The sequence below is a fragment of the Desulfovibrio ferrophilus genome (assembly GCF_003966735.1).
GTDB lineage: Bacteria > Desulfobacterota > Desulfovibrionia > Desulfovibrionales > Desulfovibrionaceae > Desulfovibrio_Q > Desulfovibrio_Q ferrophilus.
Window position 1 is genome coordinate 3,481,785 of the sequence record NZ_AP017378.1, and the last position, 11,325, is coordinate 3,493,109.

The 11,325-nt window shown below is 56.8% G+C and carries 11 protein-coding genes; 1 reads left to right on the top strand and 10 read right to left on the bottom strand.

From position 1 onward, the window contains the following. Nucleotides 1–6: 6 nt before the first annotated feature. The 10 genes from EL361_RS15920 to EL361_RS15965 all read right to left on the bottom strand — a co-directional run bounded on the left by EL361_RS15920 (nt 7) and on the right by EL361_RS15965 (nt 9,585). Entirely contained in the window at nt 7–618 is a 612-nt protein-coding gene (locus EL361_RS15920; protein WP_172961801.1) for a TetR/AcrR family transcriptional regulator, read from the bottom strand. A 109-nt stretch (nt 619–727) separates the two neighbouring features. Then, complete coding sequence (phoU, locus tag EL361_RS15925) at nt 728–1,390, bottom strand: phosphate signaling complex protein PhoU (protein ID WP_126380931.1); 663 nt, start codon at nt 1,388–1,390, stop codon at nt 728–730. 10 nt (nt 1,391–1,400) lie between these two features. After that, nucleotides 1,401–2,159, bottom strand: coding sequence for a phosphate ABC transporter ATP-binding protein PstB (pstB, locus tag EL361_RS15930; RefSeq protein WP_232034812.1), 759 nt, complete (start codon nt 2,157–2,159; stop codon nt 1,401–1,403). A gap of 42 nt (nt 2,160–2,201) precedes the next feature. Then, nucleotides 2,202–4,019, bottom strand: coding sequence for a sensor histidine kinase (locus EL361_RS15935; RefSeq protein WP_126380933.1), 1,818 nt, complete (start codon nt 4,017–4,019; stop codon nt 2,202–2,204). Nucleotides 4,020–4,021: 2 nt separating this feature from the next. Further along, on the bottom strand, nt 4,022–4,705 hold the full coding sequence (locus tag EL361_RS15940; protein ID WP_126380934.1) for a response regulator: 684 nt from the start codon (nt 4,703–4,705) through the stop codon (nt 4,022–4,024). A gap of 209 nt (nt 4,706–4,914) precedes the next feature. Next, complete coding sequence (locus EL361_RS15945) at nt 4,915–6,510, bottom strand: DNA repair protein RecN (RefSeq protein WP_126380935.1); 1,596 nt, start codon at nt 6,508–6,510, stop codon at nt 4,915–4,917. A gap of 137 nt (nt 6,511–6,647) precedes the next feature. Further along, on the bottom strand, nt 6,648–7,274 hold the full coding sequence (locus tag EL361_RS15950) for a LysE family translocator (protein ID WP_126380936.1): 627 nt from the start codon (nt 7,272–7,274) through the stop codon (nt 6,648–6,650). A 12-nt stretch (nt 7,275–7,286) separates the two neighbouring features. Further along, entirely contained in the window at nt 7,287–8,276 is a 990-nt protein-coding gene (gene tsaA, locus EL361_RS15955; RefSeq protein WP_126380937.1) for a tRNA (N6-threonylcarbamoyladenosine(37)-N6)-methyltransferase TrmO, read from the bottom strand. An 8-nt stretch (nt 8,277–8,284) separates the two neighbouring features. Then, a complete protein-coding gene (gene thiL, locus EL361_RS15960) occupies nt 8,285–9,268 on the bottom strand; it encodes a thiamine-phosphate kinase (protein ID WP_126380938.1) in 984 nt (327 codons plus the stop codon). Nucleotides 9,269–9,381: 113 nt separating this feature from the next. Next, on the bottom strand, nt 9,382–9,585 hold the full coding sequence (locus EL361_RS15965; RefSeq protein ID WP_126380939.1) for a hypothetical protein: 204 nt from the start codon (nt 9,583–9,585) through the stop codon (nt 9,382–9,384). A 333-nt stretch (nt 9,586–9,918) separates the two neighbouring features. On the opposite strand from EL361_RS15965, the gene EL361_RS15970 reads away from it, so the two are divergent. Beyond that, nucleotides 9,919–11,259 carry a tetratricopeptide repeat protein gene (locus EL361_RS15970; protein ID WP_126380940.1) on the top strand — a complete coding sequence of 447 codons (1,341 nt, stop codon included), beginning with the start codon at nt 9,919–9,921 and terminating at the stop codon, nt 11,257–11,259. The last annotated feature ends 66 nt before the right edge of the window (nt 11,260–11,325 follow it).

Consider the following 11,325-nt stretch of genomic DNA (forward strand, 5'->3'; position numbering starts at 1 on the left):
CGTGGGCTATCCGAAAATGCGCAGCAGCATGTCATCCAGAACCGTGTGGACGCGCTCCCATCCTTCCTGGCTGGAGATATCGATGCCGCCAAGACTGCCTCGGCGTAGGGAGGCGATAGCCAGGTAGTTCACAGCTCCAGCCAGCAGAGTCACAACCACGGAAGGGTCGGTGCGATGAGTTGCCCCGTCCCCCAGGTGTTCCATGAGTTCGGCGCCAGTGCGTTCGCGCCTGGCGTTGAGGATATCAGTCAGTTCGTTGCGCTCTACCAGTTCCCAGGCCAGAATCTCGATGGTCTGCGGTCGATCCAGAATGGCCCTGGTGAAGTTGCGGAAATAGAGTGAAAGTTGACGCGCCGGGGGGCAGGGAGAGGGCAGGTCTTCGTCACCCGTGAGAAGCTCATCGACGGATGGCCAGAATTCGGAACTGACAGCGTAAGCACTGACCAACTCAGCCAGGCCACCGAAGTAACGATAGATGAGCACCTTGTCGACGCTTGCCTCACGGGCAATGCGGTTGACGCCCAGAGCCCGGAAACCTTCCTTGGCCAGAACGGCACCTACGGCAGAAATCAATTTTTGTTCTGTCTGATTCCTGTCGCGTTTGGTTTTAGCAGCCATGGCATCCTCCTCGTATGTCTTTATGTCACTTGCTAGTGACATGTCAAGAGTTCGCAAAAAAGGCGAGCAGCCTCTGCCGCCCGCCTTCATGCTGGTCATCTGGATGTTACTAGAAACGTTCGCAGTTGTGCTTTACGGTGATGCCCTCGGAGATGAAGATCGTGGTCTCGGCGATGTTGGTCGCAAGATCGCCAATACGCTCCAGGCTGCGAGCTGCCAGAATGGTGTTGACCGCACGGCGCACACCAGTGACTTCGGTCACCATATCATCCATGGTTTTCTTCAGAATACGCACATTGAGATCATCAGCCTTGTAGTCCATGCGGCAGACATCGGCAGCCTTTTCGGCGTTTTCTTCCTTGAAGGCCTCTACCGAGGTGCGCAACATGTCCTGAGCCGTGTCCACAAGTTCCTGCAGCATGGGATTGTGCGGGACCTCGGGCAACTTGGAGAGGTAGATGGTTTTCTCCGAGATGTTGACAGCCTCGTCGCCGATACGCTCCAGATCGATGACAGCGCGTCGGCAACCGGTAATGAACCGCAGGTCGCGGGCGACGGGCTGCTCACGAGCCAGCAGCAGTAGGCTGAACTCATCGATTTCGAGTTCGATATCATTGATTTCAGTATCTTTTTCAATGACCTGATCAGCAAGATCAATATTTTTGTTGATCAGTGCGGTGCAGGCATCGCTCACGGCACGTTCTGCGTAAGCGGCCATGTGTAGGATTTTCATATTCAATTCTTCGATGTTTTTGTGGAACTGGGTTTCCATAACGTCTCTCCTAACCGAAGCGGCCGGTGATGTAGTCTTCGGTCTGCTTGTTCTTGGGGCGTGTGAATAGGGTCTCGGTGGAATCCACCTCGATCAACTGGCCCATGTAGAAAAATGCGGTGACGTCGGATACGCGTGCGGCTTGTTGCATGTTGTGGGTGACAATGATGATGGTCAGCGCATCCTTCAGGTCGTGGATGAGCTCTTCTATTTTTTGCGTGGCAATGGGGTCCAGTGCGCTGGCTGGTTCATCCATGAGCAGGACCTGAGGCTGGACGGCCAGTGCGCGGGCGATGCATAGACGCTGCTGTTGGCCGCCTGACAGACCGAGAGCGGATTCGTGCAGGCGATCCTTGACCTCGTCCCACAGGGCTCCCTGCTGCAGGCTTTGTTCCACGCGTTCGGCAACCTTGTTTTTGTCCTTCCAACCGTTGACCCGAAGTCCATAGGCCACATTCTCGAAGATGGTCTTGGGAAACGGGTTGGGTTTTTGGAAGACCATGCCCACATGGCGTCGCAAATCCACGACATCAAGCTTGGGGGAGTAGATGTCCTGGTTGTCGAGGGTGACTTTGCCTTCCACCCGGGTGCCGGCAATCAGGTCGTTCATGCGGTTCAGGCAGCGCAGAAATGTGCTTTTCCCACAGCCGGAGGGGCCAATCAGGGCCGTAACCTTGAACTCCTCGAAGCTGAGGTTGATGTCTTTGAGTGCCTTGAAGTCCCCGTAGTAGAAATCGAGGTTTTCAGCGGCCATTTTCAGGGTGCTCATGAGTACCTTGCCTTCCGTCATTATGCGGGCTGTGAGCCCGGATTAGGATTCGATCTGGCCGTTTTCGGCCGGTAGAGAAAAATAGAACGTCGATCCAGTATCGGCATCTTTGCGGTTCTCAACCCAGATGCGTCCACCCAGACGTTCGACAATGTGTTTGCAGATGGCCAGCCCAAGACCGGATGAACCGATGTGGCCGGATTTGGCGCGATGCTTTTCAACGCGGTAGAAGCGTTCGAAGATGCGTACCGTGTCTTCCTTGGGGATGCCGGGGCCGAGATCACTAACGCCGAAGATGGCTTCGGTGCTGTCGATTCGGTAGTCCACGCTGATGCTCGACTCTTCAGGGCTGTACTTGACGGCATTTTCAACAAGATTGCGGAAGACCTGGACCAGCCGATCAAAATCGGCCCGGACCGGAACGCCCTCTTCGGGGAGGGTGGTGGAGAGGGTAATGCGCTTGGTACCCGCCAGATGATCGCAAGTTCGGAAGGCTTCGTTCAGGGCGTCTGCTGCGTTGACCCGAGCCGGGGAGAATTGCTGTTTGCCGCTTTCAAGTCGCGACAGGGAGAGCAGATCCTCGACCATTTGCGCCATGTGATCGGCGTTTTTGAGGATGACCTCAAGGAATTTGATGGATGTCTGGGGATCGGTCTTCTTGTTGGTCAGGATGGTTTCCGAATATCCTTTGATGGTGGTCAGGGGGGTGCGCAACTCGTGCGAGACATTGGCGACAAAGTCACGCCGTACGCGCTCCAGACGTTTGAGCTCGCTGATGTCATGGAAAACGATGATGGCTCCGCTTCCGCTTTCCAGCGTGTCGAGGCGAACGATATTTACGTCATAGATGCGGTTGCGATCGGGCTCGATCTGCAGTGACCAGGGGCCACGCTCCATGTCGGAATTATTGGCCAAGGCACGATCGCAGGCGTCCTGCAACTCCGGTGAAAGCACAATTTCCAGGGGACGTCGGCCCGTGTATTGGGTCGCATCAGGGAAGATGCGGGTCAGGGCTCGGTTGACTTTGGCAATGCGACCTGATGCGTCAAGCACCATTAAACCCTCGCGCATGCCATCCAGAATGCCTTCGACCTCGTTGGCCTGCCTTGAAATGGTGGCAATCTGGGATTCGATGGATGCAGCCATGGTGTTGATGGACTGGGCCAGGGGTTCGAATTCCGTGCCTGGGTAAAATCGTAGGCGCTTGTTGTAGTCGCCCTCGCCAATGCCCTTGGCGACGATGCTCATCTCGGCGACTGAGCGCCCGATGGATCGGGTCAGCACCATGGATAGGATGAAGGACAACCCCAGGGCGAGACCGAAGACCAACAGAATGTTGTTTTGCAAACGCTCAAGGCGGGTGGAGATGCTGGCATAGGGCACAGACAGGCGCAGAAAACCCTCCTTGATACCAGCGAGACCTTCGATGCGTGTGGCGGCGTAGATCAGATTTTTGTCGAGAGTGGCGCTGTAGCGCTGGCTGATGCCGTAGTGTTCTTGCTCGGCCTGGGTGATTTCCGGGCGGTTGGCGTGGTTGTCGAGGTCCACGACTTGTGCATAGGAAACATGTGAATCGGCAATGACGCGGCCGCCCTTGGTCAGGTAAGTGATGCGGGCATCAAGGCGACTGCCGAGATCAGTCAGCCAGGTGTGCAGGGCCTGCTCGGTCGGAAAGGAACCGCGCTCCTCGATCAGCAGCGAGGCCAGCCTCAGTTCGCGGATGGCACCGGCCTGGGCGTCGTCAAGTATTTCGTCCTTGAAGAGCTGGCGGGCGTAAAACGTTGGCAACAGCAAGGCCAGGATGATGACGATGGCAAAGGCCAGGAGCAGACGCGTCCTGAAGGTCATTGAAGCGGGCATTGTTATTCCTTGAAGCGGTAGCCAACGCCGCGCACGGTTTCGATGAGGTTTGCATGATCAGTCAGCTTCTGGCGCAGGCGGCGGACATGAGTGTCCACAGTGCGGGCATAGCCTTCAAATTCGTAGCCCCAAACCGTGGTCAGCAACTGGTCGCGGGTTCGAACCCGGGGGCTTGTCTTGAGCAGCTCGGCCAGCAGTTTGAATTCAGTGGCGGTGAGAATGATTTCCTCGTTGTCCGCAAAGACCTTGTGTGCCTCCATATCAACAGTCAGGCCGTCCCGCTGCAGCGTGGTTCGGACCTGAACCGGGCCGGATGAACGCCTGAGGACTGCGCGGACGCGCAGCAGCAATTCGCGGAAGCTGAATGGCTTGACCACGTAGTCGTCAGCCCCCAACTCCAAGCCAACGATGCGGTCTACTTCCTCACTCCGGGCCGTGAGCATGATGACCGGAATCTGGGCGGTTTCGGTGTTTATTTTCAATTCCTTGCAGATTTCGAATCCATCCATGCCGGGCAGCATGAGATCAAGCATTACGAGGCTGGGGCGAAGGCGTTTGGCCATGGCCAGGCCTTCACGCCCGTCCATGGAAGTGCTGACTTCAAATCCGGCGGATTCGAAGTTGAATTGCAAGAGCTGCAGGATGTCTTCGTCGTCTTCGACGATCAGAATCGTTTCATTGGTCATGGCTTCTCCAGCGCAAGGTCTTGTGCCTTGCGGATTTAGCGCACTCTATACACACCTGGACTGTGACAGGAATATGGTTGCATTGTTACAACTCTGTGACATTTCTTGAAGTCAAAGACAACTTAGCGGAGTTATTAACGATACTCCGGTCATGGAATTGTAAAGATTGGGTGCTTGTCGTGAAAAGCTGAAAAGAGGGGAAAGGATAATCAGGACTGGAGCAGTTCTCGGGCCAGGGCTTCGCCTTGTTGGCCACCTCCGCCCATGCGGGAAAGTTCCGAGAATATTTCGGGCTCGCTCAGGCGCTTGCAACTGACGGACGTCATGCCGTTGCCTACGGCTTTGCTGATATTGAAATGGCAGGCGGCCTTGGCAGCTAGTTGTGGCCAGTGAGTAATCAGGATGACCTGTTGTTGAGCCGCAAGAGTCTGAATCCTGTTGCCGACAGCGTTCAGGGTGAGACCGCCGATACCGGCGTCGACTTCGTCGAAGATCAGGGTAGGCAGGGATTCGCGGGTCATGAGGCCCACCAGGGCCAGCAGGAAGCGTGAAAGCTCACCGCCCGAGGCGATTTGGTCCAAAGGTTGGGGGGCCTGACCGGGGTTGGGTATCCAGAGCAAACGGGCTCGATCCTCGGACAGCCCTGGATAGACTTCGTGAGGCGTGAAGGCAATTTGGACTTGAACTGCCTTGTCGAAACCCAAACCTGCCAGATCTCGCGCCAGATTAGCGCACAGGATTTTCGCAGCGCTCTGTCTGGCATCGTTCAGGACATTCAGGGCCAGTTCGAGCCTGGATGCGAGTTCGACCTCGCGGCGTTCCAGTTGCTTGGCGTCCAAGGCGCAGGAATCCAGAAAGGAGAGGTTCTCATCAATCTCTTTGCGCAAGTTCACGATCTCATCCAGAGAGCGGTTCAGTTTGCGCTTGAGTTGGGCCAGTGCATACAGGCGTGATTCCACCTGTTCCTGGTCATAGCCGGTGTCAGGACGCTCACAACTGCGCAGTCGGGCGTCCATGTCCATGATCCGTTGGCGAAAATCTTCACAGGCATCGGCTTCATCCGCCCATCGCTCGTCCTGGGCCGCTAAGGTCTGAATGGCGCGAAGCAGGGTGGAGGCCTGGTCCAGCATTCCCTCGCCCTGACCGTGCAGGGCGTCCAGTGCTTCCTCGACGGCCTTGGCGCTCCGGGCGAAGTCCTTGTAGTTTTTTTTCTGGGCCAGCAGATCGTCTTCCTCACCGGGCTGGGGATCGACTTTTTCAATCTCGGCAGATTGAAACTCGAGCATTTCACGCCGCTCGCTCAGGCTCCGTACGCGGTCATCCAGTTCCTGTTTTTCAAGCAACAGGTCACGCATGGCAGCCAGGAGCTGGTCCTTTTGGGAGATGACGCTCTGGTCTGGAAGAAAACGGTCGATGAGTTTGGCTTGATAGGCCGGAGAAAGCAGGCGTTGTTGTCCGTGCTGGCTGGTGTGCCAGACCAGTCGCTCGCGCAACTCTCGGACCACGTTTTGGGAACTCAGCGAGTCATTGATAAATAGGCGGCTGCGGCCTGTTTCACCGGAAAGCTCGCGGCGAATCATCAACTCCTCTCCGTCCTGTACGAAAATTGCTTCCACCTGCGCCTTGGCGGCGGACTCGCGCACCATATCGACCTTGAGCTTGTCGCCCAACAGGAAGTTCACGGCGCGCAGGATAAAGCTCTTGCCCGCTCCGGTTTCGCCGGTGAGGACGTTGATGCCCTCGGCGAATTCCAGTTCCAGGTCTTCGATGAGCGCGAGGTTTTGTATTCTAAGGAATTCTAACATGGTTGACTCGAGCCGGACTGTAGCCGAGGCCTTCGGCAAGGGCAAGAGAGACTCGGCAGATGACTGAAGTGCGTTGGGAAGAAGATGCGGCCCGGGACGATCAAGGAATCATTCGATTTGCTTTTATTTTGGGCAAGTTATGTGCGTTCGGACCAGGCAAGAGAGAGGCCGAGCCCCACCAGCACCCCTCCGGCAATCTTGTTGATGCGTCCGCCCACGGCCAGGCGGGCATGCAGCCAGTCGGAGAGTGAACCTGCTGTCAGCCCCACAAGAGAAAAGCAGATCATGGTCAGTGCAATGAAGGTGGTCCCCAGCACCGCCATCTGCATCGAAGGGTGCAGCCCACCCTCACGGACGAATTGCGGGAAAAAGGCCAGGAAGAAGATCGCCACTTTGGGGTTGAGCATATTGGCCAATATGGATTGGCGAAAGACTGCAACAGTTTGCTTGGCGGAGTCTGTGCCCCCGCCCAGCGGCCCGGCCTTGGACATGAACAGACGCAGGCCCAGATAAGCCAGATAGGCGGCTCCGGCGAATTTGACGGCGCTGAAGGCCCAGGCTGATGAGGCAATGAGAGCAGAGACGCCGGCGATGGCTGCAGCGGTGTGCACCACATTCCCCAGGCTGAATCCGGCAGCCGCAGCAAGTGCTGCGCCTCGCCCCTGAGCCGCTCCCCGGGTCATGACGTAGATGATATCCGGTCCCGGAGTGAAGATCAGCACCAGGGACGCCGCGCAGAACAGAAGCATTTGATCAAGTGCCATGAATCATCCTTGTTATTTGCTGTTCAGCAGCAGCCGGATCTTGGCCAGGGAGTCCAGTTCTTCGGAAAGGGCCAGGCAGTCACTCAGGTTGTCGCCATGCACCACCAGGCCGTGGTTGGCCATGAAGATGGAGCGGTAGTCCTTGGCCGCCTGTCCTACGGCAATGCCCAGGTCCGGGGTGCCGGGTTCCATGGCGGGAACTTCGGTCAGCCCTTTTTGGTACATCCCGGCTTCGAATAGTGGCAGGTCCACCAGAGCCGTTCCCAGGCGCATGAAATGGGCCAGCAGGTGGGGTGGATGGGTGTGCGCCACGGCCTTGGTCTCCGGGACGTTGCGGTAGATTTCCAGATGAACGGGGGCCTCGGACGAGGCCTTGCCCGGCCCGGTGGTGTGCCCGGTCTCAATATCCATGACCGTGAGGGTGCCGGGTTTGAGTCGGCCTTTGGCTGCGCCGGAGCGCGTGATGACCATGGAGTCAGCGATGCGCACGGACACATTACCGTTGAAGCCGGAGAACAAACCACTGTTCCAGGCCGCTGTGCAGGCCTCGCGGATTTCGTTGCCCACGGCCCTTGGGATGCCTGCGCCCCAGTTTTCGACTCCGGGGGTTTCTCCTGCAATGGGTTTGATGTCCACGATGGGGGTACCGTCCAGCACCTCCAGCCGATCTACGGTCAGTTCCAGGCCTTCGACCTTCAGCAGGCGGCAGTGGTGTAAGCCGATGGGGTTGGGACGATCGGGGGAGCGGGTGCTGAATATACCGCGCACGGGAACGTTTCTGTCCCCTCGGGGATGGCATTCAAGCACATCGCGCTGGGCCTTATGCAGCCAGCTGAAGAGCAGGATGTCGTATCCGGCTTTCAGGTTGTTCACTCCTGTTGCATAGGCTGGGTCCACGCTGATCACAGCCTGGGGTGCGTTTTCGGAATATTGTTTGGGGCAGTCCTGAATGCGTTTCAGGGGCGAACGGACAGTGCCGATGATGCGTAGGGTCGTGTCCATGGCGAATCCTATGTGTTGGCAAAGTGGTCGAATCCGGCGCTCGGGACAGGATTGCCGTTCAGGGTAATGCCGGGGGTGCCGGTAACAGTTCCGATACGGGTCGCATCTGGAATGGCTCCGAGGATGACATCGGCTTCCGCTGGGGCGACGCAGGCCAGCAGGGCATAGTCTTCACCACCAAGGTAGGCGAATTGCACGGGGTTCAGTCCCTGCTTTTTGGTCCAGGCCAGCGTCTCCGGGTGCAGCGTGTCCTTGGGGATATCAAGCTGCGCCCCTAGAGCTGGGCCGAGGAACCGGGGCAGGTCCTGGGCAAGTCCATCGGAGAGGTCCATACACCCGCGTACCGCCCGGCGCGCGGCCAACTCCAGTCCTTCTGTGACTCTGGGGTGGGGTCTCAAATGCGCAGCAACGGCTTGCGGATATTGTTCTATTGCCTGGGGGCCCTTCTGTTCCAGAGCCATGAGTCCGGTCCGGACCAGGCCGAACCTGCCCACTGTCAGCAGCACATCATCGGGCCAGCAACGGCGTCGTTGCAGAACGCGGCCTTGCGGGCCGGGTTCGCCCCAGATGGTGATGTTCAAGCCCAGCATGGGCGCTTGGGAAAGGTCGCCACCGGTCAGCGGAAGATCGTGCAGAGCCGCCAGAGCCGCCATCCCCTGAAACAACTCGTTCCAGAAATCGCCAGAGAGGCCTTGTGCGGCAGGAGGCACCATCAACCCGAGACTGAAACCCAGGGGCTTGCAGCCCATGGCAGCGATGTCACTGATATTGACGGCCAGGGCCTTCCAGCCGATGTCGGCCGGGGAGAAGTACGAGGTGCGGAAGTGAATGTCCTGCAGAAAAAGGTCCCCCGAGAGGACCATGTCAGGTGGACAGACCAGTTGAACGCAATCGTCCCCGCGCGCAACAGGCATGTGCTGGTGGGCGTTGGGGAAGTGGCGATCAATGAGAGTCAGGAATTCCTGTTCCGAGGCAGGCGCTGCTTGGGGCATTGGTCTCTCCATCTGGGGTCAGGCATATCTCCGTCTGCCGGAGGGTAATCCAAAACCCGCTGGAAAGGAACCGGTCGGTAGTGCTCCTGGCCGGACTGAGCGCGCATATCCTGCTAGAGATTGCCGCACATGCGTCGGTAGGTGTCGCATTCGTTCTTGTTGACGAACGGGCAGGGTATCTTATTGAACCATTGCCTGCGCGGACACCAATACCATCGCTTGAAGGGTTCGTTGCATCCGGACGGAGTGATGCGCTTGCGTTTGGCTTCTCCGAACTGCACATCCTTGCCGTCCATGGTCACTTTCCAAATTGCCATGGTGGACCTCCTGTCGATGCGCCCGGAACAGATGGTAGTCCTGATTCAATCAATACAAGGACCATGCCGGATTGCGCATTGTCCCAGAGGGCCTTCGAGCCGTGCATCGGGAAGGCCATGTGAATGCCGCGGGCAGGTGCGCCAAGCATTCGGATCCGTAAGGGTTTGTGTGTATAAAAATCAAATAAAGAGGAGGGATATCAGTAAATGCCTTAGAGGTGTGCGGCCTTTTGCATTGCAAGGCCCATTGTGCTGTGCAATACTTTCGCATTGCGGAAGATCATTCTGCCGGGACAGAAATGGGGATTTTTTTACCCAATCGAGGATAACTCATTGAGCAATGTAGCCAAACAACGCCTGTACGAAAAAACCATTGTCGATTTTGTGGCAAGCGAGGATGGTGCTTTCTTTGCTGTCAGCCATGACCAGAATTTTCTGAAGTTGTTCCGGCAGACTCTGAATAAGGAATTGATTATCGGGACAGACCGGATTCGGACTCTTTCCGAGGAAAACAAGCTGCTTTCAGAGCTGAAAAGCCCCTTCTACAAGGATAAAAAGCCCCTGCTGGTCATCGAACGAGTGCTTCATAACCGTAGCATGTTGTCTTTCATAAAGAATATGAAGACGTTGCATGAGGATATGCATATCATCGTTCTGACTTCCGAGGTGGAACGTCAGGTTTTGATCCTGCTGCATGAGATCGGAGTCAGTAATTTTATTACCAAGCCCATCTCGGTCAATACCCTGATCGAGAAGTTGGCCTTCACCATCAAGCCCCAGGGCAAGATCGGCCAGTACATTGAACGGGCCAAGAAGCATCTGTCCAAGGGCATGTGGGATGAAGCCATTGCTCTTTCCGACAAGATTCTGGATTTGAAGCCCGGCAGCGCCGCTGCGCTGATGGTCAAAGGCGATGCCCTGAAGGCACAGGGCCAGGCAGAGACCGCAGAGGCTTCGTATCTGGAAGCCCACAAGGGAGCTTCTCTGTATCTGGAACCCCTGAAGAAACTGGCCGAACTCTACAAGGATGAAGGCGACGCCGATAAACAACTCACGTATTTGAAAAAGCTGGATCGTCTGTCTCCGCTGAATGTGGAACGCAAGATTAGCATTGGCGAGATTCATCTGGAGTTTGGCGATCAGGAAAAAGCGGGTGAGTATTTCGATCAGGCTGTGGTCAATGCCCGTAAGGAAGCTCAGGTCATGATCGAAGAGGTCAAGCGCTCCATTGCCGAAAAATGCCTGGATCGAGCTCCGGCCACGGCTGAAAAATTCTTCCGTTCCATCATTGATGACAAGCGTGGTACTTTGAAGAAGTCTGATATCGAGACCTTCAACCGCCTTGGCATGGCCCTGCGCAGGCAGGGACGTTGGGAAGACGCGGTGGGCGAGTATGAGCAGGCCCTGAAGATTAGCCCCGACGATGAGAATCTGCATTTCAACAGGGCGGTGGCCCTGACCGAAGGCGGCAAGCATCGCCAGGCCGAGCAGGCACTGACCAGGGTGCTGGACCTGAACCCCGACTTTGGAAATCAGAGTCCTGTGCTGACCTTCAATATCGGAATCATGTATTCCAACGCCCGCAAGCCCGAGGAAGCCAAACGCTTCATGGAGCGGACCCTGAAACTGGACCCCAAGCACAAGAGTGCCAGGTCCATGCTCAAGGATTTGTAATGGCAGATTTGGCAGCCGAGACATAACCGTCACCGGGCTGTTCTGGACTTGAAACCCGCGTCGAGG

What these genes read in the sequence shown, in the direction of transcription:
- EL361_RS15950 (WP_126380936.1), bottom strand. Translation starts at nt 7,274, where the DNA reads ATGGCACTTGATCAAATGCTTCTGTTCTGCGCGGCGTCCCTGGTGCTG.
- tsaA (WP_126380937.1), bottom strand. Translation starts at nt 8,276, where the DNA reads ATGGACACGACCCTACGCATCATCGGCACTGTCCGTTCGCCCCTGAAA.
- EL361_RS15920 (WP_172961801.1), bottom strand. Translation starts at nt 618, where the DNA reads ATGGCTGCTAAAACCAAACGCGACAGGAATCAGACAGAACAAAAATTG.
- thiL (WP_126380938.1), bottom strand. Translation starts at nt 9,268, where the DNA reads ATGCCCCAAGCAGCGCCTGCCTCGGAACAGGAATTCCTGACTCTCATT.
- phoU (WP_126380931.1), bottom strand. Translation starts at nt 1,390, where the DNA reads ATGGAAACCCAGTTCCACAAAAACATCGAAGAATTGAATATGAAAATC.
- EL361_RS15935 (WP_126380933.1), bottom strand. Translation starts at nt 4,019, where the DNA reads ATGCCCGCTTCAATGACCTTCAGGACGCGTCTGCTCCTGGCCTTTGCC.
- EL361_RS15940 (WP_126380934.1), bottom strand. Translation starts at nt 4,705, where the DNA reads ATGACCAATGAAACGATTCTGATCGTCGAAGACGACGAAGACATCCTG.
- EL361_RS15965 (WP_126380939.1), bottom strand. Translation starts at nt 9,585, where the DNA reads ATGGCAATTTGGAAAGTGACCATGGACGGCAAGGATGTGCAGTTCGGA.
- EL361_RS15945 (WP_126380935.1), bottom strand. Translation starts at nt 6,510, where the DNA reads ATGTTAGAATTCCTTAGAATACAAAACCTCGCGCTCATCGAAGACCTG.
- pstB (WP_232034812.1), bottom strand. Translation starts at nt 2,159, where the DNA reads ATGAGCACCCTGAAAATGGCCGCTGAAAACCTCGATTTCTACTACGGG.